General features: G+C 70.5%; 19 protein-coding genes. 13 read left to right on the top strand and 6 right to left on the bottom strand.

The genetic code is table 11. The features are described 5' to 3' along the window. The first annotated feature begins 5 nt into the window (after positions 1 to 5). From LWF15_RS07085 to LWF15_RS07100, 4 genes are all read left to right on the top strand, one after another. Complete coding sequence (locus LWF15_RS07085) at positions 6 to 1,211, top strand: LLM class flavin-dependent oxidoreductase (protein ID WP_232809577.1); 1,206 nt, start codon at positions 6 to 8, stop codon at positions 1,209 to 1,211. Between the two features lie 11 nt (positions 1,212 to 1,222). Beyond that, complete coding sequence (locus LWF15_RS07090; protein WP_232809578.1) at positions 1,223 to 2,563, top strand: NtaA/DmoA family FMN-dependent monooxygenase; 1,341 nt, start codon at positions 1,223 to 1,225, stop codon at positions 2,561 to 2,563. Between the two features lie 112 nt (positions 2,564 to 2,675). Next, complete coding sequence (locus LWF15_RS36085; RefSeq protein WP_269809755.1) at positions 2,676 to 3,872, top strand: glycosyltransferase; 1,197 nt, start codon at positions 2,676 to 2,678, stop codon at positions 3,870 to 3,872. A 24-nt stretch (positions 3,873 to 3,896) separates the two neighbouring features. Continuing rightward, complete coding sequence (locus LWF15_RS07100) at positions 3,897 to 4,616, top strand: hypothetical protein (RefSeq protein WP_232809579.1); 720 nt, start codon at positions 3,897 to 3,899, stop codon at positions 4,614 to 4,616. On the opposite strand, the gene LWF15_RS07105 is transcribed toward LWF15_RS07100, so the two are convergent. Genes LWF15_RS07105 through LWF15_RS07115 form a run of 3 tightly spaced genes read right to left on the bottom strand, consistent with a single transcriptional unit; the run spans position 4,600 to position 6,668 of the window. Then, positions 4,600 to 5,199, bottom strand: a complete 600-nt coding sequence (locus LWF15_RS07105; protein WP_232809580.1) for a DUF4291 domain-containing protein — start codon at positions 5,197 to 5,199, stop codon at positions 4,600 to 4,602. The genes LWF15_RS07100 and LWF15_RS07105 overlap by 17 nt on opposite strands. A gap of 44 nt (positions 5,200 to 5,243) precedes the next feature. Beyond that, positions 5,244 to 5,759, bottom strand: coding sequence for a cupin domain-containing protein (locus LWF15_RS07110; protein WP_232809581.1), 516 nt, complete (start codon positions 5,757 to 5,759; stop codon positions 5,244 to 5,246). Then, positions 5,760 to 6,668, bottom strand: a complete 909-nt coding sequence (locus LWF15_RS07115) for a LysR family transcriptional regulator (protein ID WP_232809582.1) — start codon at positions 6,666 to 6,668, stop codon at positions 5,760 to 5,762. A 262-nt stretch (positions 6,669 to 6,930) separates the two neighbouring features. Between LWF15_RS07115 and LWF15_RS07120 the strand changes: the two genes are divergently transcribed. The 8 genes from LWF15_RS07120 (at position 6,931) to LWF15_RS07155 (ending at position 16,389) form a co-directional block, all read left to right on the top strand. Next, positions 6,931 to 8,298 carry an LLM class flavin-dependent oxidoreductase gene (locus LWF15_RS07120; RefSeq protein ID WP_232809583.1) on the top strand — a complete coding sequence of 456 codons (1,368 nt, stop codon included), beginning with the start codon at positions 6,931 to 6,933 and terminating at the stop codon, positions 8,296 to 8,298. Between the two features lie 64 nt (positions 8,299 to 8,362). After that, entirely contained in the window at positions 8,363 to 9,895 is a 1,533-nt protein-coding gene (locus tag LWF15_RS07125) for an ABC transporter substrate-binding protein (protein ID WP_232809584.1), read from the top strand. Between the two features lie 50 nt (positions 9,896 to 9,945). Next, on the top strand, positions 9,946 to 10,926 hold the full coding sequence (locus tag LWF15_RS07130; protein WP_408622839.1) for an ABC transporter permease: 981 nt from the start codon (positions 9,946 to 9,948) through the stop codon (positions 10,924 to 10,926). Further along, complete coding sequence (locus tag LWF15_RS07135) at positions 10,926 to 11,759, top strand: ABC transporter permease (RefSeq protein WP_232809586.1); 834 nt, start codon at positions 10,926 to 10,928, stop codon at positions 11,757 to 11,759. Before LWF15_RS07130 ends, LWF15_RS07135 begins: the two co-directional genes overlap by 1 nt. After that, complete coding sequence (locus LWF15_RS07140; protein WP_232809587.1) at positions 11,756 to 12,565, top strand: ABC transporter ATP-binding protein; 810 nt, start codon at positions 11,756 to 11,758, stop codon at positions 12,563 to 12,565. The genes LWF15_RS07135 and LWF15_RS07140 overlap by 4 nt, the downstream gene beginning before the upstream one ends. Then, positions 12,558 to 13,376 (top strand): ABC transporter ATP-binding protein, encoded by an 819-nt coding sequence (locus tag LWF15_RS07145; protein WP_232809588.1) that lies wholly within the window; start codon positions 12,558 to 12,560, stop codon positions 13,374 to 13,376. The genes LWF15_RS07140 and LWF15_RS07145 overlap by 8 nt, the downstream gene beginning before the upstream one ends. Positions 13,377 to 13,399: 23 nt before the next feature. Next, entirely contained in the window at positions 13,400 to 14,731 is a 1,332-nt protein-coding gene (locus tag LWF15_RS07150) for an NtaA/DmoA family FMN-dependent monooxygenase (protein WP_232809589.1), read from the top strand. Continuing rightward, positions 14,728 to 16,389 (top strand): FAD-dependent oxidoreductase, encoded by a 1,662-nt coding sequence (locus LWF15_RS07155; protein ID WP_232809590.1) that lies wholly within the window; start codon positions 14,728 to 14,730, stop codon positions 16,387 to 16,389. Before LWF15_RS07150 ends, LWF15_RS07155 begins: the two co-directional genes overlap by 4 nt. Here LWF15_RS07155 and LWF15_RS07160 read toward each other — a convergent pair. Beyond that, positions 16,386 to 16,976, bottom strand: coding sequence for a DUF4395 domain-containing protein (locus LWF15_RS07160; RefSeq protein ID WP_232809591.1), 591 nt, complete (start codon positions 16,974 to 16,976; stop codon positions 16,386 to 16,388). The genes LWF15_RS07155 and LWF15_RS07160 overlap by 4 nt on opposite strands. A 142-nt stretch (positions 16,977 to 17,118) precedes the next feature. Between LWF15_RS07160 and yczE the strand changes: the two genes are divergently transcribed. Then, entirely contained in the window at positions 17,119 to 17,796 is a 678-nt protein-coding gene (gene yczE / locus LWF15_RS07165; RefSeq protein ID WP_232809592.1) for a membrane protein YczE, read from the top strand. On the opposite strand, the gene LWF15_RS07170 is transcribed toward yczE, so the two are convergent. Both LWF15_RS07170 and LWF15_RS07175 read right to left on the bottom strand, forming a co-directional pair. Continuing rightward, positions 17,786 to 18,172 carry a universal stress protein gene (locus tag LWF15_RS07170; protein WP_232809593.1) on the bottom strand — a complete coding sequence of 129 codons (387 nt, stop codon included), beginning with the start codon at positions 18,170 to 18,172 and terminating at the stop codon, positions 17,786 to 17,788. The two genes, yczE and LWF15_RS07170, sit on opposite strands and share 11 nt — an antisense overlap. Then, positions 18,169 to 19,692: a tripartite tricarboxylate transporter permease gene (locus LWF15_RS07175; protein ID WP_232809594.1), complete on the bottom strand. Its 1,524-nt coding sequence runs from the start codon at positions 19,690 to 19,692 to the stop codon at positions 18,169 to 18,171. The genes LWF15_RS07170 and LWF15_RS07175 overlap by 4 nt, the downstream gene beginning before the upstream one ends.

Raw genomic sequence — 19,692 nt, forward strand, 5'->3', positions numbered from 1 at the left:
CGAGGATGAGCGCCAACGATCATCTGCACCTCGGCATCGCCCTCGACGGTGCCGGCTGGCACCCCGCCGCCTGGCGGCAGCCGGACGCCCGCCCCGCAGAACTGCTTTCACCGGGCTACTGGACCGGCCTGGTGCAGGAGGCCGAGGCCGGCCTGCTCGACCTGGTCACCATCGAGGACGCACTGACCCTGCAGTCCGACGAGCTGTTCGCCCAGGACGAGCGCACCGACCGGGTGCGCGGCCGGCTCGACGCGGTGCTGATCGCCGCCCGGGTGGCCCCGGTGACCAGCCACATCGGGCTGATCCCGACCGCCGTCACCACCCACACCGAACCGTTCCACCTCTCCAAGGCCGTTGCCACGGTCGACTTCGCGGCGCTGGGCCGGGCCGGGGTGCGGGTGCAGCTGGCGCCCCGCCAGGACGCGGCCCGCCACTTCGGCCGCCGCGAGGTGCCCGCCATCGATGTCGCCCGGATCAACGAACCCGACCAGCAGCAGCTGCTGGCCGACGGTTTCGACGAGGCGGCCGACTACGTCGAGGTGCTGCGCCGGCTGTGGGACAGCTGGGAGGACGACGCCGAGATCCGGGACGTGGCCAGCGGCCGGTTCCTGGACCGGGAGAAGGTGCACTACATCGACTTCGAGGGCCGCTGGTTCTCGGTCAAGGGCCCCTCGATCACCCCGCGCCCGCCGCAGGGCCAGCCGGTGGTCGCCGCCCTCGGGCACTCCGACATCCCCTACCGCCTGATCGGGCGCGCCGCCGACCTGGGCTTCGTCACCCCGCACGACGCCGAGCAGGCCGCCACCCAGGTGCGCCAGATCGACGAGCACCGCCTCGCCGCCGGCCGCGCGGACGAGACCGTGCACGTGTGGGCCGATCTGGTGGTGGTGCTGGACGAGACCGAACAGGCCGCCCGCGACCGGCTGAACCACCTGAACGAGCTGACCGGGGCCGAGTACACCAGCGATGCGCTGATCTTCGCCGGTACGCCGGGCCAGCTGGCCGACCTGCTCACCGAGTGGAGCACGGCCGGGCTGACCGGCTACCGGCTGCGCCCGGCCACCCTGCCCTACGACCTGACCCAGATCACCCGCGGCCTGGTGCCGGAACTGCAGCGACGCGGCCGGTTCCGCACCGCCTACCCGGAGAAGGCCACGCTCCGGAGCCTGCTGGGGCTGCCCCGGCCGGCCAACCGTTACGCGACTGCCTGAGAGGCTCGGAGATGACCAAGCAGATTCACCTGGCGGCGCACTTCCCGGGCGTCAACAACACCACGGTCTGGAGCGACCCGGCGGCCGGCAGCCACATCGAGTTCGAGTCGTTCCGGCGTTTCGCGCAGATCGCCGAGCGCGGCAAGTTCGACTTCCTGTTCCTGGCCGAGGGCCTACGTCTGCGTGAGCAGAAGGGCCAGATCTACGACCTGGACGTGGTCGGGCGCCCGGACACCTTCACCGTGCTGGCCGCCCTGGCCGCGGTCACCGACCGGATCGGCCTGACCGGCACGATCAACTCGACCTTCAACGAGCCCTACGAGGTGGCCCGGCAGTTCGCCAGCCTCGACCACCTCTCCGCCGGGCGCGCCGCCTGGAACGTGGTGACCAGCTGGGACCGGTTCACCGGCGAGAACTTCCGGCGCGGGGGCTACCTGGCCCAGGAGGACCGCTACGAGCGGGCCCGCGCGTTCCTGCAGACCACCACCGAACTGTTCGACTCCTGGAACGGCGTCGAGGTCGTGGCCGACCAGGAGAACGGCCGGTTCCTGGACTCCGCCGCCCCGGGCCGGTTCCGGCACCAGGACCGGTTCTTCGACATCGAGGGCCAGTTCAACGTGCCGACCAGCCCGCAGGGCCGGCCGGTGGTCTTCCAGGCCGGTGACTCCGACGAGGGCCGCAACTTCGCCGCCGCCCAGGCCGACGCCATCTTCTCGCGCTACTCCCAGTTCGACGAGGGCAAGGCGTTCTACACCGACGTGAAGGGCCGGCTGCCCGGATTCGGCCGGGCGCCCGAAGACCTGCTGATCCTGCCGGCCGCCAGTTTCGTGCTGGGCGACACCGACGCCGAGGCCCAGGAGATCGCCCACCAGGTGCGCCGCCTGCAGGTCTCCCCGCAGACCGCGATCAACTTCATCGAACAGCTCTGGAACACCGACCTTTCCGACTTCGACGTGGACGGCCCGCTGCCCGCGTTCGACCCGGTCGTGGAGGGTGACTCGATCGCCAAGGGCCGCGCGAGCGTGCGTCAGCTGGCGAAGGACCCGGTGGCCCTGGCCAACGAGTGGCGGGCCCGGGCCGAGGCGGAGAAGCTCTCGGCCCGCGACCTGGTGATCGAGGTGACCGGACGGCAGACGTTCATCGGCTCACCGGCCACCGTGGCCGAGACGATCAACCGGTTCGTGCAGGAGGACGTCTCCGACGGCTTCATCCTGGTGCCGCACATCACCCCGGACGGCCTGGCCCCGTTCGTGGACACGGTGGTGCCGCTGCTGCAGGAGCGGGGGGTGTTCCGGACGGACTACGAAGGCACGACGCTGCGGGATCATCTCGGTCTGAAGTACCCCGCCTAGTCCGGCCTAGTTCAGGTTATAGCGCAGTGGGGGCCTTGCGGCAAGGCCCCCGTCACCCCTCAGAATCGCTCGCGGTCAGCGATTTCTGGGGGGTTCCGCTATGCGAGTGGTGATGTCGACCTACGGGTCGCGAGGAGACGTCGAGCCGATGGCCGCGCTCGGCGTGACGTTGCAGCAGCTGGGCGTCGAGGCGGTGGTCTGTGCGCCGCCCGAGCCCGAGTTCGAGGCGTTGCTGGAACGTTCGGGCGTGGCCATGGTGCCGGCCGGAATGTCGGTGAAGGAGCTGATTGCCCACGCCCGGGCGAACCCGCACGTCACGTTGCCGGAGCGGGCGCGGACGGTGACCGCGGCGCAGTACGAGGTGGTGCTCGAGGCGGCGCAGAAGGCCGACGTGATCATCGGCAGCGGTCTGATGCCCGCTGCGGCCGGAGCCCGCACCGCCGCCGACCAGCTCGGACTGCCCTTTCACCTGGTGGCGTTCCAGTCGGTGACGATGCCCTCGCCCCACCAGCCGCCGATCGCCTACCCCGGTCGTCCGCTGCCACCGGACGTCACGGACAACCGCGAGCTGTGGAAGCTCGACGTCGAGAACATGAATGCCATCTTCGGCGGGGCGGTGAACGACCACCGGGCCACCGTCGGGCTGCCCCCGGTGCCGGACATCCGCGCCCATGTCCTGAACAAACGTCCATGGTTGGCGGTCGACCCCACCTTGGCTCCCTGGCAGCCTTCGGACCTGGTCGACGTGCTGCAGACCGGCGCCTGGATCCTGCCCGACACAAGACCTCTCGCGCCTGAGGTGGAGGCGTTCCTGGCGGCGGGAGATGCGCCGGTGTACGTGGGATTCGGCAGCATGGCCATGGGCAATGCGTCCGCGGAGGTCGCGACGGCTGCGGTGGAGGCGGCCCGCGCCCTGGGCCGCCGCATCATCCTGGCCCAGGGGTGGGCCGGGCTGTCGGCCATCGACTCCCAGGACGACTGTTTCGTGGTCGGGGATGTGAACCAGCAAAGTCTGTTCCCCCGCTGCGCCGCCGTGGTGCATCACGGCGGCGCGGGCACCACGACCGCCGCCGCCCGCGCCGGCGTACCCCAGGTGATCGTGCCACAGGTCGTGGACCAGCCCTTCTTCGCCCGCCGCGTCTCAGAACTGGGCATCGGCGTGGCGCACGAAGGCAGTGTTCCCACGGCGCACTCACTGACCGAGGCGCTCCGGAAAGCCTTACCCCTGGCGGCTGCGGCCCAGGAAGTGGCCGGGCAGATCAGGACCGATGGGACGCTCGTGGCGGCTCGGGCGCTGGGAGCGGCTTGAATCGGGCTCGCTAGCGTGTGACCCATGTCGAGTGAGGACGAGCAGTCGGTTGCCGGGCCCTCCATCTGGGTACGGAGCCTTCGGCCTAGCCGGGAAGAGGCGCTCCAGGCCTTCGAAATGGCCCAGCGGCACTACGCCGAGCGCCGGGCCGCGCATCCGGAGGAGTACGAGCCGGAACCAGAGGAAGAGCCGTGCGATCCCGGGCCGGTGCGGCTGCTGACCGTCAGGCCGGTTCTGCTGCACGTGGAGAACCACATGTTCCTGGCCCAGGGGGACGACGACAGCAGTGGCTACTACAAGGACGAGCCCACCACGGATGTGAGCAACGGCCTGGTCGACGTGTTCGGTTCGGTCGTGCAGTTCTACACCGGTATCGCGGTGGGCCATCTTCACCTGCAGGTCGACTACCGCGCGGATGCACCGCAAGAGCTCGAACTGGACGAGTGGGAAGACGTGGTGGAGGTCAGTGCTCAGCTCACTGCCCCGTGCACCCGGTTCGGTTCGTACGACGACAACGTTCCGGAGGAGTGGCCGGACGTGAACCAGCAGGGCCCGGGCTGGTACCGGATCCGAGCCCACTGCCGTGGCCGCGACCTGGACTACGACTCTGCGCCCGAGGTGCCGCGGGAGCACCACAGGATCGTGGTGTGGCCGGCGCCGCAGACGGGTTCGATCCTGTACAAGCTGAACGACTACACCGGTATGGACAAGCGGCGCAGCGATGCGGTCAGAGTGTCGCGTTGACGGCCTGGGCCACGTCGGGTGGGAGTGGGTAGGGGGTTTCGGGCGGGAGCAGGGCCTGGGCGGTTTCGGGTTCGCCGGCCGAGACGTGGGCGTGGATCTGGTGGGCCAGGCCGGTGACGTCGTGCAGACCCACGATCCACTCGTCCACGTACTGGTCTACCGCATCCCGGGAGAGCCCCAGTTGCAGGGAGCGGAACGGCAGGGGCTGCATCTGCAGTGAGCGTTCCGGGTCCCACTGGTAGCGAACCGGCGAGGCCTTCAGGGCCCTGGCCCAGGTGGCGCGGTCGGGGTGGCGGGCGCGGTCGAAACTGCTGGCGCACGAGCGGGTCAGGGCCGCTTCGAAGCCGGTGCGGGTGAGCTCGACCGCGAGCACCCGTTCCTGGCCGGGTTTGGTGGCCCAGCCGGAGCGGTACATCATCCACCGGAACGAGGGTTTGATCCAGGTCATCCGCTCGCGTCTGAACGGGGTGACGAACCGGCCCGCGGCGAGGGCCGGTTCGGCGATCCCGGGGGAGTAGGCCTGGTAGACGGTGATGGTGGACTCGGTCCAGGTCGCCCGGACCTGGTGATGTGGCGTTTCCATGAGAAGGCCATGATCGTGCGGGCGGCGGGTGGACGGCCACCGGTTTAGAGACTCACCTCGGACCAGTCGAGGCCGTTCAGGTTGACCACCACCGCCTCCTGGGTGGTGCGGGCGATCACCACCAGCGCCTCCTCTCCAGGGTCGGGGTTCTCCTCGCGGTGCGGCACCCAGGGCGGTACGAACACGTAGTCGCCGGGGGAGGTCTCGATCCGGCGCTCCACCGGTTCGGGACCGTCGAGGTCGGCGAACACGAACACCGGGTGCCCGGAGACCACGTAGATCGCGGTCTCGGAGGCGCCGTGGTGGTGGTTGCCGGAGTTGGTCAGGGCGGGCACGTGGGTCTGGCCCATCCACAGGTGCTGGGCGCCGACCGTCTTGCCGCTGACCGCCTCCAGCCGCTTCATGCCCGAGGTCTGCGTGGTCTGCCCGACCAGGTTCGCCGGGGCGATCTGGTGCAGGCGGGTGTGGAACGGGTCGATCCCGGGCGGCAGCAGCACGCCGCTGGGGGTGCGGACCGGTTCGTCGCCCTGCGAGGCGGCGGGCAGGTGGACGGCGGGCATTCAGGCTCCCTGGGCGTACTCGACTGGGGCGTATTCGGGGTAGGGCGCGGGGGTGAGCGCGGGCCGGGCGAGCAGCCGGCGCAGCGCATCGACGGCCGGGGCGACGGTGTGCGGGGACAGGCCTCGCCGGGCCCAGACGGCCAGTGGCAGGGGCTTGGGGGCGGGCAGGTCGTGACGAGGGGCCAGGCCCTCGGGGGTCTGGCCCAGGGTGGCCATCAGCGCCACGCCCAGACCGGCCCCGACGGCCGCCTGGACCCCGGCCAGCTGGATCGCCTCGGCGTTAACCATAGCCGGGATTGCGTTTTCCGCAAGGGTTTCCAGAGCCCGCGAACGCAGGGCGCAGGGCTGGTCGAAGGCCACCACCGGGATCGGCGCGTTACCGGGCGGGCGCTGCCAGGTGGGCGCCGCGTACCAGGTCAGAGCCAGATTGCCGACCGGGGTGGCGCGCAGGTCGTCGGCCGGGCCGAGCAGCAGCGCCAGGTCGACCCGGCCCTCGGCCAGGCCCTCGCGCAGCTTGGTGCCGCGGTCGAGGCGGAAGCGGATGCGCAGGTCCGGCAGGGTGGTCGCGAGCTGCGCGGAGAGGTAGGGCAGCAGTTGCGCGGCGGCGTGCTCGGTGGAGCCGATCACCACCGACTCGGTGCTGTGCCGGCCGAAACTGCGCAGCGTCTCGTCGTGCAGGGCCAGCAGGCGACGGGCCTGGACCAGCAGTCTTTCCCCGTCGCCGGTGAGTCGCGAGCCCCGGCCGTGCCGCTCGATCAGGACCCGGCCGGTCGCACTCTCCAGCTTGCGCACGTGCTGGCTGACCGCGGCCTGGCTGAGGTGCAGGGAGGTGGCGGCGCGCTGGAAACCGCCGGTGTCCGCGACGGCCACGAAACTGCGGAGCGGGGCGATGTCCAGGATCTGACTCATGTCTATCAGAATACTAGAGAATGATCGGAAATCGTGATGGGTGTTCATCACAAAGCGTCAGACCCCGACACCTGGACAGAAAAACCCCTGGCCACGCATGCTCGAGGACATGACCCGGACGGCCCTCGCGAACCCCGCCAACTGTCGCTGACCACCCGTTGACAGCCGCGCCGCGCACCTGACGGCGCCGCGTCGTCCCTCGTTCCCGCTGTTCTCCCGTTCTCGATGTTTCTCGTCGTCATGCCGTCAGAAGGGCTCCGCCATGCCTGAAACACCCCGTCGCACCCTCAAGCTCGGGGCGATCCTGCTCGGCGTCGGTGGTCCCGGCCAGCACCGCACCTGGCTCGATCCGGAGATCCCGGCCGATGCCAGCGTCGACGTGAACTGGTACATTGACCGGGCCAAGGAGGCCGAGGCGGCCCGCTTCGACCACGTGTTCATCGTGGACAGCCAGTTCATCACCCCCGACTCGCCGAACCACTACCTCAGCCGGCTCGAGCCGCTCACCCTGCTCTCGGCGATCGCCGTGCACACCCGGCACATCGGCCTGGTCGGCACCCTCACCACCTCGTACAACGAGCCGTTCAACGTGGCCCGCCGGCTGGCCTCGCTGGACCACATCAGCGGCGGCCGGGCCGGCTGGAACGTGGTCACCAGCGGCGACGCCGGCACGGCGGGCAACTACAGCCGCGACCAGCACTTCGACTACGCCACCCGGTACGGCCGGGCGCTGGAGCACGTGCGGGTGGCCCAGGGGCTGTGGGACTCCTACGAGGCCGACGCCCTGCCCCGCGACCGCGAGCGCCAGGTGTTCCTGGACCGCTCGAAACTGCACGCCCTGAACCACGTCGGGGAGCACTTCTCGGTGGTCGGGCCGCTGAACATCGAGCGCACCCCGCAGGGGCAGCCGGTGATCTTCCAGGCCGGCGACTCCGAGGAGGGCCGCGACCTGGGCGCCGAGATCGCCGACGCGATCTTCACCCACGCCCCGAGCCTGGAGCAGGCGGTGGCCTTCCGCACCGAGATCCGCGAGCGGGCCGCGGCCAAGGGCCGCAACCCCGAGCACGTGCTGATCGTGCCGGGCATCTTCCCGGTGATCGCCGACACCGACGCGGAGGCGCAGGCCCGGCAGGACGCCCAGCTGGGGGCCAAGAGCTTCGAGAAGGCCCTGGCCGAACTGGGCCGGCCCTTCGGCTGGCACGACTTCAGCCAGTACGACCTGGACGCGCCGTTCCCGTCGGTGGCGGCGGCGGGGGAGCGCAGCTTCCGCACCCAGGCCGAGGCGATCACCCGGCTCGCCCAGACCAACCAATGGACGCTTCGGCAGGTTGTGGAGCACCAGCTGGCTTCCGGGCGCTCACCTTTCGTCGGCTCGCCGCTCACCGTGGCCGATGAGATCCAGCGCTGGTTCGAGGCCGGGGGCTTCGACGGCATCAACATCAGCGTCAACTCCCCGCGCGAGTTCGCCCGCTTCACCGAGCAGGTCCTGCCGATCCTGCGCGAGCGCGGCGTGGTCCGCAGCGAGTACGAGTCCACCACCCTGCGCGGCAACCTCGGCCTCCCGGTCCCGGAGAACCGCCACACCGCAGCCCGGTCCACCACGTCCGAAGCTCCCCTGCTCGTCCCCTGACTCCTCCTGACTCCCTCTCACTCCCTCTGACTTCCCCTGCCCGAACCCGAACCGAGGAACAGCCATGAACCCCAGTCCTGATCTACGTCGTCGGTCCTTCCTGAGCGGTCTGCTGGCCGCTCCCGTGCTCGGCGCGGTGCTGGCGGCCTGCGGCGGTGACTCCGGTTCCGGCGGGGCGGCCGGCGCGGCCACCCTGAAGTGGGCCAGCAGCTACTTCCCGACCCACTGGGACCCGGTGGTCGGCGGCTCCGGCGCCCAGTTCCGTCACCTCTCCCTGGTCTACGCCTCGCTCACCCGGGTGGACGAGAAGGGTGAGGCGGTGCCCGACCTGGCCGAGAGCTGGGAGTACAACGACCAGGGCGACCAGGTCACCTTCCACCTGCGGGCCGGGCTGAAGTTCAGCGACGGCACCCCGGTCAACGCGGACGCGGTCAAGCAGGCGATCGAGCGGGCCAAGACCCAGGAGGACTCGGCCCTGTTCGGTGACCTCACCTCGATCGACAAGGTGACCACCGAGGGCGAGCTGGACGCGGTGGTGCACCTGACCCAGGTCGACTGCCAGATCCCGCTGCTGTTCGGCGAGCGGGTGCTGCAGGTGGCCAGCCCCAAGGCCGCCGCCGACCCCAAGACGCTGGACCAGAACCCGGTCGGGCACGGGCCTTTCGTGGTCTCCCAGATCATCCCCGGCACCAAGGCGGTGCTGGAGAAGAACCCGGACTACTGGGACGCCGAGAACATCCACATCGACAAGGTCGAGCTGGTCTCCGCCCCCGACCCCTCCACCGTGGTCTCGGGCCTGCAGACCGGCGTGTACAACTTCTCCGACCTGGCCCCCAGCCAGGCCAAGGCGGCCGAGGACGCCGGCCTGGACGTGTTCGTGCAGCCCGGCTACAACGCCTCGAACCTGAGCCTGAACGTGAACAAGAAGCCGTTCGACGACCCGAAGGTGGTCGAGGCCGTGCGCCACGGCATCAACCGGCAGGAGTTCGTGGACAAGCTGACCTTCGGCTACGGCACCCCGGCCACCCAGCCGTTCCCGAAGGAGTACATCGCCTACGACCCGCAGTCGGCCGACCTGTGGCCCTACGACGTGGACAAGGCCAAGGCGGCGCTGGCGCAGTCGAAGTACTCCGGCGACGACCTGAGCATCGACCTGGTGATCCCGGACGAGGACCCGGCCGCCGAGATCGTGCAGGCGCAGCTGGCCGCGATCGGCATCACGGTGAACATCAAGATCGACAAGAACTGGGCCACCCCGTTCTTCGCCAAGGACCTGGTGGCCTCGCTCTACGGCACCACCGGGCGGGACTCGCCGCTGCAGACCCTGACCGCGCACTTCGGCCCCAACGGCCCGCTGAACCTCAGCACCCCCTACGAGCCGGAAGGTTTCGAGAAGGCGGTGGCCGCGGTCCGGGAAACCCCGCTTGAGGACGCCGGTTACGCCTCGGTCCTGCAGGCCGCCACTCGCGAGGGTCTGGTCAGTGAGGCCCTGGTCTTCACCTACTCACAGCCGAACGTGTACGTGAAGGACCCGGCGATCTCCGCGCTGCCGAAGAACCCGGGGCACATCAACTGGACCGGTGTGAAGATCTCGTGACCGTTCTGGAGAACCGGTTGCTGGTGCTGCCCGCCCGCCGCTCGAGCGACCTGGCCGTACGGGCCGGCCGGGTGCTCGGGCGGATCCTGCTCACCCTGGTGCAGTCGGTGGCGATCTTCGTGCCGGTGTTCCTGGTGGCCACCTTCGTCACCTTCGCGCTGCGGGCGATCAGCGGTCTCAGCCCGGCCCGGCTCTCACTGGGGGAGCAGGCCACCCCGGAGGCGATCGCCCGGATCGAGGCGCAGTGGGGTCTGGACCAGCCGTTCCTCAGCCAGTACTGGACCTGGCTGACCGACATGCTGCGCGGCGACCTGGGCAACAGCTGGTCCAACGGGGCGAGCGTGGCCGAGGTGATCGGGCTCGGCCTGGGCATCAGCCTCTCGGTGGCCGCGCTCGCCCTGACCATCGGCATCGTCCTGGGCTTCGCCTTCGGGGCCCTGGCGGCGCTGCGCCCGCGCACCTGGATCGACCGGACGATCACCGCGGTGATGACGGTGTTCTCGGTGATGCCGGCCTTCGTGGTGGGCATCGTCCTGGTCACCGTGTTCGCCGTCGGCCTCGGCTGGTTCCCGGCCTCGGGCTACGTGCCGCTGGAAGTCGGCGCCTGGCCGTGGTTCTCGCACATCCTGCTGCCCGCCCTGGCGCTCAGCCTGGACGTGGTCGCCGACGTGGCCCGGCAGCTGCGCTCCGGGCTGATCGCCGCCTATCGCGAGAACTACGTCACCGGGGCCCTGGTGCGCGGGCTCAGCCCGCGCCGGATCTTCCTGCGGCACGTGCTGCGCAACGGCATCGGCCCGACCCTGGCGGTGCTCGGGCTGAAGTTCCCGGCCCTGATCGGCGGTGCGGTGGTCACCGAGTGGATCTTCGGGCTGCAGGGTTTCGGCCGCTTCGCCAACGACTCCGCCCAGGCCGGTGACGTGCCCGCGGTGCAGGGCGTGCTGGTCGTCTCGATCGTCCTGGTCGTGGTGTTCAACCTGGTCGTCAACATCGTCCTGGGCCGGCTCACCCCGGCCTCCCAGCGGGGGGTGTGATGCTGCAACGCATCTGGGCGCTGCCCACCGGCAAGATCGCCTTCGCCATCCTCGGCCTGGTCGCCTTCCTGGCCGTGTTCGGCCCGCTGGTCGCCCCGCAGGACCCGCTGGCCGGCAGCCCGCAGGCCCTGGCCGGGCCGTCCTGGCAGCACTGGCTGGGCACCGACTACCTGGGCCGCGACGTGCTCAGCCGGCTGCTCGACGGCTCGCGCACCAGCATCGTCGGCTCGCTGCAGGTGGCGCTGATGGCGATGGCCGTGGGGGTGCTGCCGGGCATCCTGTCGGTCTACCTCGGCCGGGTGTTCGAGTGGACGGCCCTGCGCCTGGTGGACACGCTGATCTCGCTGCCCTTCCTGGTCTTCGCGGTGGCGGTGACCGCCCTGCTGGGCAACGGCATCACCCAGGCCATGCTCACCGTGGGCGTCCTGGTCTCGCCGCTGTTCTTCCGGGTCTCCCGGGCGGCCACCCTTGCGGTGGCCCGCTCGCAGTACGTGGAAGCCGCGCTGATCTGCGGCTCCTCGTTCGGGCAGGTGCTGCGCCGGCACGTCTGGGTCAAGGTGCTGCCGCCGATCGGGATCGCGCTGGCCCAGACCATCGGCGTCGGCTTCGTGGTGGTCTCCAGCCTGACCTTCCTCGGGGTCGGGGTGCAGCCCCCGGCTCCCACCTGGGGCGGTCTGCTGGCCTCGGACCTGGGCTACCTGGACTACCAGCCCTGGGCCCCGGTGGTCCCGGCGCTGCTGATCATGGGCACCGTCTGGGGCTGCAACCTGCTGGCGGACGCCCTGCGGGACGTTTCCGGTACGCCGCGCCGGGTCGTGGAGGTGGCTCGATGAGCGATTCGGTGCTTTCCCTGCAGGACGTACGGATCAGTACCGAGGACCGGGAACTCGTGCACGGGGTCTCCTTCGACCTGCCGGCCGGCGGGGTGGTCGGCATCGTCGGGGAGTCCGGCAGCGGTAAGACCCTGACCTGCCGCTCGGCCCTGGGCATCCTGCCCGAGGGACTGCACGTCTCGGGCGGCTCGGTCACCATCGACGGCTCGGACATCGCGGGCCTGACCACCCGGCAGTGGACGGCGCTGCGGGGCTCGACGATCAGCGCGGTCTTCCAGGACCCGGCCTCGTACCTGAACCCCTCACTGACCGTCGGCTCGCAGATCGCCGAGGTGCTGCGGGTCAAGGCCGGGCTGCGCCGGCGCCAGGCCCGGGAACGGGCCCTGGAGCTGCTCTCGGCGGTGCACCTGCGCGACCCGCACCGGGTCTACGACCAGTACGCGTTCGAACTGTCCGGCGGCATGCAGCAGCGGGTGCTGATCGCGGCCGCCATCTCGCTGGAGCCCAAGGTGCTGATCGCCGACGAGGCCACCACCGCCCTCGACGTCACCGTGCAGGCCGAGATCCTCGACCTGCTCTCGGACCTGCGCGAGAGCATCGGCCTGGGGCTGGTCCTGGTCTCCCACGACCTGGCCGTGGTCGCCCAGCTGTGCCAGGAGGTCCTGGTGATGCGCTCCGGCTCGGTGGTCGAGCAGGGCCCCACCGCCCAGGTGCTGCACGACCCGCAGCACGAGTACACCCAACTGCTGATCCGCGAGCACGAGCAGTACGGGCTCGACCGGTTCCTGGAGGCTGTCGATGGCTGAACCCGTCCTGGAAGTGACCGATCTCGAGGTGCACTACGGCCTCCGGGCCAAGCGTCACCGGGCCCTGACCGGGGTCTCGCTGTCGGTGCGGGCCGGGGAGGCGGTCGGCCTGATCGGCGAGACCGGCTCGGGCAAGTCCACCCTGGCCCGTTCGGTCCTCGGCCTGGTCTCGCCCAGCGCCGGCCGGATCCGGGTGGGCGGCCAGGACGTCACCGGCTACTCGCAGCGGCAGTGGCGGGCCTTCCGCCGGCGCGGGGTGGTGCAGTACGTGTTCCAGGACCCGCTGCGCAGCCTCGACCCCGACCTCACCGTCCAGGAGTCGCTGCTGGAACCGCTGCTGGTGCGCGGCGACTCGCGCGCCGAGGCCCTGGGCCTGGTCCGGACCCAGCTGGAGCGGGTCAACCTGGAGGCGGAACTGCTGCCCCGCCTGCCCGCCGAGCTCTCCGGCGGTCAGCGTCAGCGGGTGGCCGTGGCCCGGGCCCTGGTGGTCCAGCCGCAGCTGATCATCCTGGACGAGCCGGTCTCGGCGCTCGACGCGGCCAACCGGGTGCAGGTGCTGCAGATCATCAAGGACCTGCGCGACGCCGGCACCGCGCTGGTGTTCATCTCCCACGACCTGGGCTCGGTGGCCGGGGTCGCCGACCGGGTGGCCGTGCTCTACCAGGGCGAACTGGTCGAGGCCGGGCCGACCCGCACGGTGCTGAGGGAACCGCAGCACGCCTACACCCGCCTGCTGCTCGGTTCCGTGCCCACCCTGCGCTCGGCCCCGGCCTCGCGCGAAGAACGCCGGGCCCTGCGGGCCCAGCTGTAGACCACCCCTCGAGAGGAGTTGCCATGACCCGCAAGCTGCATCTCGCGGTCTCCGCCTACGGGGTGGGCGGCCCCGGCCAGCACGGCCTGTGGAAGGACCCCCGGGTCCCGAAGAACGCCAGCATCGACATCCAGTACTACATCCGCCAGGCCCAGATCGCCGAACAGGCCCTGTTCGACGCGTTCTTCGTGGTCGACAGCCAGTTCATCACCGCCGACTACCCCTCGCACTACCTCAACCGGCTGGAGCCGCTGACCCTGCTCTCGGCGGTGGCCACCCACACCAGCCGGATCGGCCTGGTCGCCACCGCCAGTTCCACCTACAACTCGCCGTTCAACCTGGCCCGGCGCTTCGCCTCGCTGGACCAGATCAGCGGCGGGCGGGCGGCCTGGAACGTGGTCACCAGCTTCGACACCGGCACCTCGCGCAACTACGGCCTGGACGAGCACCTCGACTACGCCACCCGTTACGGCCGGGCGCTCGAGGCGGTGCAGGTGGTCCGCGGGCTGTGGGACTCCTACGAGGACGACGCCTTTCCCGCCGACCTCGACGCGAACGTGTTCCTCGACCCGGCCAAGCTGCACGCCCTGAACCACGTCGGCGAGCACTTCAAAGTGGCCGGTCCGCTGAACATCTCGCGTTCCCCGCAGGGCCAGCCGGTGATCTTCCAGGCCGGGGTCTCCGAGGAGGGCCGTAACCTGGCCGCGCAGGTGGCCGAGGGCATCTACGCCCCGGGTGGCTCGCAGGCCGAGGCCCAGGCCTACTTCCGCGACATCAAGCGCCGGGCCGAGGCGGTGGGCCGCGACCCGCAGCACGTGCTGATCTTCACCGGAGCCACCCCGGTAGTGGCCGGCACCGACGATGAGGCGCACCGGCGATCGCGTGAGATCTTCGAGGAGGACAACGACTTCGACCGCAAGCTCGGCTTCCTCGGGCGCAGCTTCGGAGCGTACGACTTCAGCCGGCACGACCTCGACGCACCCTTCCCCGACGTGGCGCACCTGGCCGAGAAGGGCGGCCGCACCGCCGGTCAGGCGATCGTCGACCGGGCCGCGGCCGAGAACCTGACCCTGCGGCAGGTGGTGGACACGCTCACCGAGTACAAGCCTTCCCCGTTCACCGGCGCTCCCGACACCGTGGCCGACGCGATCGAGGAGTGGTTCGTCACCGGTGCGGCCGACGGTCTGAACCTGCGCTTCCGTGCGCTGGAGGATCTGGAGCGGTTCGCCGGGGACGTGGTGCCGGTGCTGCAGAAGCGCGGACTGTTCCGGACCGAGTACGAGGCGGACACCCTGCGCGGCAATCTCGGCCTTCCGATCCCGGAAAACCGTTACACGGCGGAGGTTGCCCAGTGAGCCGCACCTTGACCGGAGGCCGCGACGTCCACGTCGTGCCCTTCCCGCAGGACACGCCACCGGTCGCAGTTGACGTCCTGGTCGTCGGTGCCGGGCCGGTCGGCCTCTCCGCTGCGGTCGAACTGCGCGGCCGCGGCCTGAACGTGGCCGTGGTGGACAAAGCCACCGAAGCGACGCTGGTACGGGCCGGCGCGATGGGCCATACCCCGCGCGTGGTCGAGCATTTCCGTCGCTGGGGTCTGCTGCAGCGGATTCGCGACGAGTGGACGTTCCCTCCGGAGTGGAACCGTGGTATCCGGCTGATCACCTCACTGGCCGGTCACGACCTGGGGCCGGATCCGGTGTACTCGCGCACCGCCCAACGCAAACCGAGTGTGGAAGAGGCCCTCCGACGTCCTCAATCGGCTCTGCAAAAGGTCTTCCTGGACCGCCTGCGCGAGCTGGACGTGCCGGTCTCCGGAGGCTGGGAATTACGGGCACTGCAAGAAACTGAGGACGGGGTGCTCGCCTCCGTGGTCCGCGACGGTGAGGAGCGGGTCGTCGAGGCGCGGTTCATCATCGGCGCCGACGGAAACCGCAGCACCGTGCGCACTCTGGCAGGCATCGAACGAGACGGTGAACGGGCCACCGAGAAGCGCTACCGGCTGATCGTGCGCACCGGCGACATCGCCGACAAGGTCGGACCGGCGCCCAGTGGCGTGAACATCGTCTTCAACGAGAAGTCCTCGGGATTCCTGGCGGCCGTCAGCCACCACGACTGGCGGGTGTACGCCGGTCCCTTCCCCCTCGACCACGAACCCACCGAGAGCGAACTGATCGAGACCGCGCAGGCGTCCTTCGGTTTCGATCTGGACCTGGAACTGGTCTCGGCAACGGTCTACTACGACGCCAGCCGGATCGCCCAGACCTTCCGGCGTGGGCGAATCCTGCTGGCCGGGGATGCGGCGCACGTGCGCACCCCGGGCGGCAACCTCGGTGAGGGCTTCGGCGACGTGGTCAACCTGGGCTGGAAACTGGCTGCGGTCCTGCAGAACCAGGCCTCGGACGGACTGCTCGACTCCTACGACGAGGAGCGCCGCCGGCACAACTGGCGCATCGCCGACCACGCCCTGGAACGCTCACGCCGCAGCCGCGCCACCCTGGCCGAGTTGCGGGCCGAGGGCATCCCGGCCGACGACGACGTGAGCGAGTGGGCGGGGGAGCGACGCGAGAAGATCCGGGCCCGGCTGGCCGCGGAGTCGGTGGTCGCCCCGGGCGTCACCTTCGACGAGCGCTACGACCAGTCCCGCTCCATCTGGTACGAGGCGGAACCCGACGAGCCGGAATGGGATCCGGCGGTCTACCAGGACGACCCGAGGCCCGGCCACCGGGCGCCGAACGGTCTGGTCGACACCTACGGCAGTACGCTCTACGACCGGATCGGTGCCGGGTTCGCCCTGGTATCGCTGGGCGACAACCGTTCGCTGGAGACCTCGTTCAGTGAGGCCGCGGAACGCCGTGGGCTGGGCTTCACGGTGATCCACCTGAAAGACGTTCCGGCGGGCCAGCTCTACCAGGACGCGCCGTACTTCCTGATCCGCCCCGACCAGCACGTGGCCTGGCGCGGTGAGGAACTACCCCCGGGCGGGGCGGAGGCGGTGTTCGAGCGGGTGCTCTAGACGGCGGCGGTGCGGGGCCTGCGGCTGATGTCGGCGCAGGCCCCGCACACCGACTCGGGGATCAGGCCCACACGCATGAGCACGGCGAAGATCCGGCAGCCGACGCAGAACCCGAGCGCCGACTCCAAGCCGGCGAACACCACCATCATGGCCAGCAGCACCTGCGCCGGCCCGGCCAGCCCCAGAGCCGTGAGCACGACCGCGGCGCTGGTCACGACCGCCCCGATCGCCTGGGCGAACCGCTTGGGCGGGCCGGGCGTGAGACGAGCCGGACCCAGCCGCGGCGCGATCACCCGGGTGGCCAGCTGACCCAGCGGGCTGAACGTGGGCCCGGCCGCCACCCGAGCGATGAACCCGTAGGCCAGCAGCACGCTCAGCCACAGCCAGCCCTCGCCGACGAACAGGCTCAGCACGAGGGTGAGCCCGGACAAGGCCACCACCCCGGCCGCCACCGACCGCGCGGCCAACTCGTTCACCGGATTGGGGAAGCTGAACAGACCCGGCTTCGGGACGGAGACCAACTGGGCTGCCCTGACCTGCTCCATCGTGCGTTCCGTTCCGTCCGACGTCGTTCGCTCGGCCCCCATGACATCATGCCTATGTTTCCGGTAGGAAATTCGGACGGGAGGGCGTCGGCTGACCTTCGGTCCAGTCCACCTGGCCGTGCAGGTAGCCAGTCGGAGCGCATTGGCTATCGATCAACATGCCAATCGTCGTGAGGATGCTCGGGTGTCAACCCTTCGCCCCGCGCTGCCCCGACTGACCCAATTGCTGATCGGCCTCTTCCTCTACGGCGTGGCCACGGCCCTGATCGTGCAGGCGTCGGTCGGCGTGGTGTCGTGGTCGGTCCTGACCCAGGGCCTGCAGAACCTGGTGCCGTGGTCGTTCGGCACGCTGACCTTCGTGATCAGTTTCGTGGTGCTGCTGCTGTGGTTCCCGCTGCGGCAGCGGCCCGGCCTCGGAACTGTGCTGAACGTGCTGCTGGTGGGGCTGTTCGCAGACCTGACCTTCGCCGTGGTTCCGGAGCCGCAGACCCTGCCCGGCCGGATTCTCGTGTTCACCGTCGGCCTGGTGCTCCTGGCCGTGGCCACTGCCTGCTACATCGGGCCGGGCTACGGCACCGGCCCCCGGGACGGTCTGATGCTGGGCATCCACGAACGCTTCGGCCTGCCGATCTGGAAGGCCCGCACGCTCATCGAGGTCTCGGTGGTGCTGGTCGGCTGGGCGCTCGGCGGCGATCTGGGCGTGGGCACAGTGGTGGCCACGCTCGCGATCGGGCCGCTGGTGCACCCGCTCATCCCCTTGTTCGCCCGGCCGGCCCAGCCGGCTCAGGCCGAGGAGACCCAGCAGACCCAGCCGGCCGAGCGGGTCCGGGAGTCCGCGGACGCCGGGGTGCTCAGGCCTTGACCGCCAGCACCTGACAGTCGGCGTCGAGCAGGATGCGCTGGGCGTCGCTGCCGAGCAGGAACTTGCCCACCGCGGAGCGGTGCCGGATACCGATGACGATCACGGACGCCCGGTGGCGGCCGGCGGCGGCCAGCACGGCACCGGGGATGTCGGGGTCGACCGGGCGTTCCACGCTCAGGCGTACGCCGGCGGTGGAGGCCCGTTCCTGCAGTGCGTCGAGGGCCTCGGCGCTGGCGAAGTGCGGGTCGACCAGGGCGTCGCCCTTGGTGGCGTTCACCAGCACGATGTCGCTGCCGCGGAAGACGGCCTGCTCCAGGGCGGCGGTGAAGGCGGCCTCGGCGGCGGGGTTGGGGACGTGGGCCAGGACTACGGTCACTGGTTCTGCTCCTCTTTCGGCTGGGTTGTCTCGGTGGTGGCCGGCCTGCGGACCAGACGCAGGGTCAGGGGGATCAGGACCACCAGGGCACAGATGACCAGGACGGTGGCGGAGAACGCGGTGGACCAGAGGGTGCTGACGTCGCCCTCGCTGATCGCCAGGGCCCGGCGCAGCTGCTGCTCGGCGATCGGGCCGAGGATCAGGCCGACCACGGCGGGAGCGACCGGCCAGCCGTAGCGCCGCATCACGAAACCCAGGGCGCCGATGGCGAACAGCAGGGCGACGTCGATGGCGGAGAGGTTGATCGTGTACGAGCCGAGGGCGGCGAACATCAGGATGCCCGCGTACAGGTAGGGGCGGGGGATGCGCAGCAGGCGCGTCCACAGGCCCACCAGGGGCAGGTTCAGCGCCAGCAGCAGCACGTTGCCGATGTAGAGGCTGGCCAGCAGGGCCCAGACCAGGTCGCCGTTGGTCTCGAACAGGGCCGGCCCGGGCTGCAGCCCGTACTGCTGGAAGGCGGCCAGGAGGACGGCGGCGGTCGCCGAGGTGGGGAGCCCGAGGGTGAGCAGGGGTACCAGAACACCGGCGGCGGCGGCGTTGTTGGCGGCCTCCGGCCCGGCCACGCCCTCGATCGCGCCCTTGCCGAACTCCTCGGGGTGCTTGGACAGGCGCTTCTCGGCGGCGTAGGACAGGAACGTGGGGATCTCGGCGCCGCCGGCCGGGAGGGTGCCGAAGGGGAAGCCGAGGGCGGTGCCGCGCAGCCAGGGTTTCCACGAGCGGCTCAGGTCCTGCCGGGTCATCCAGGGGCCGGAGACGTTGAGCAGCTGGGCCGGGGTGTGCCGCAGCCGGGAGGCCACCCACAGCGCCTCGCCCACCGCGAACAGGCCGACCGCCACCACGACCACGTCGACCCCGTCGGCCAGCTGCGGGATGCCGAGGGTGAGCCGGGACTGCCCGGTGAGCGCGTCGATGCCGACCAGGCCCAGGGTGAGACCGATCAGCAGGCTGGCCAGACCCCGCACCAGGCTGGCCCCGAGCACCGCCGAGACGGTCAGGAAGGCCAGGATCATCAGGGCGAAGTAGTCCTGCGGGCCGAGTTTCACGGCCAGGTCGGCGATCTGCGGGGCGATCAGGGTGAGCAGGATCGTGGCCAGGGTGCCGGCCACGAACGAGCCGATCGCGGCGGTGGCCAGGGCGGCCGCCCCGCGTCCGGCCTTGGCCATCCGGTTGCCCTCGAGGGCGGTGACGATGGACGAGGCCTCGCCCGGGGTGTTCAGCAGGATGGAGGTGGTGGAGCCGCCGTACATGCCGCCGTAGTAGATGCCCGCGAACATGATGAACGCGCCGGTCGGGTCGAGGGTGAAGGTGATCGGCAGCAGCAGCGCCACGGTCATCGCCGGGCCGATGCCCGGCAGCACCCCCACGGCGGTGCCGATCAGCACCCCGGCCAGCGCGTACAGCAGGTAGGTGGGGGTCAGCGCGTCCTGGAAGCCCTGCAGCAGCAGGTCGAAACTGCCCAT

Source organism: Kineosporia rhizophila, assembly GCF_021277265.1.
Taxonomy (GTDB): Bacteria; Actinomycetota; Actinomycetes; order Actinomycetales; family Kineosporiaceae; genus Kineosporia; species Kineosporia rhizophila.

Bases quoted from the DNA above. Each gene is read 5' to 3' on its own strand.
- LWF15_RS07085 (WP_232809577.1), top strand. From the start codon at position 6: ATGAGCGCCAACGATCATCTGCACCTCGGCATCGCCCTCGACGGTGCC.
- LWF15_RS07090 (WP_232809578.1), top strand. From the start codon at position 1,223: ATGACCAAGCAGATTCACCTGGCGGCGCACTTCCCGGGCGTCAACAAC.
- LWF15_RS36085 (WP_269809755.1), top strand. From the start codon at position 2,676: ATGTCGACCTACGGGTCGCGAGGAGACGTCGAGCCGATGGCCGCGCTC.
- LWF15_RS07100 (WP_232809579.1), top strand. From the start codon at position 3,897: ATGTCGAGTGAGGACGAGCAGTCGGTTGCCGGGCCCTCCATCTGGGTA.
- LWF15_RS07105 (WP_232809580.1), bottom strand. From the start codon at position 5,199: ATGGAAACGCCACATCACCAGGTCCGGGCGACCTGGACCGAGTCCACC.
- LWF15_RS07110 (WP_232809581.1), bottom strand. From the start codon at position 5,759: ATGCCCGCCGTCCACCTGCCCGCCGCCTCGCAGGGCGACGAACCGGTC.
- LWF15_RS07115 (WP_232809582.1), bottom strand. From the start codon at position 6,668: ATGAGTCAGATCCTGGACATCGCCCCGCTCCGCAGTTTCGTGGCCGTC.
- LWF15_RS07120 (WP_232809583.1), top strand. From the start codon at position 6,931: ATGCCTGAAACACCCCGTCGCACCCTCAAGCTCGGGGCGATCCTGCTC.
- LWF15_RS07125 (WP_232809584.1), top strand. From the start codon at position 8,363: ATGAACCCCAGTCCTGATCTACGTCGTCGGTCCTTCCTGAGCGGTCTG.
- LWF15_RS07135 (WP_232809586.1), top strand. From the start codon at position 10,926: ATGCTGCAACGCATCTGGGCGCTGCCCACCGGCAAGATCGCCTTCGCC.
- LWF15_RS07140 (WP_232809587.1), top strand. From the start codon at position 11,756: ATGAGCGATTCGGTGCTTTCCCTGCAGGACGTACGGATCAGTACCGAG.
- LWF15_RS07145 (WP_232809588.1), top strand. From the start codon at position 12,558: ATGGCTGAACCCGTCCTGGAAGTGACCGATCTCGAGGTGCACTACGGC.
- LWF15_RS07150 (WP_232809589.1), top strand. From the start codon at position 13,400: ATGACCCGCAAGCTGCATCTCGCGGTCTCCGCCTACGGGGTGGGCGGC.
- LWF15_RS07160 (WP_232809591.1), bottom strand. From the start codon at position 16,976: ATGGGGGCCGAGCGAACGACGTCGGACGGAACGGAACGCACGATGGAG.
- LWF15_RS07175 (WP_232809594.1), bottom strand. From the start codon at position 19,692: ATGGGCAGTTTCGACCTGCTGCTGCAGGGCTTCCAGGACGCGCTGACC.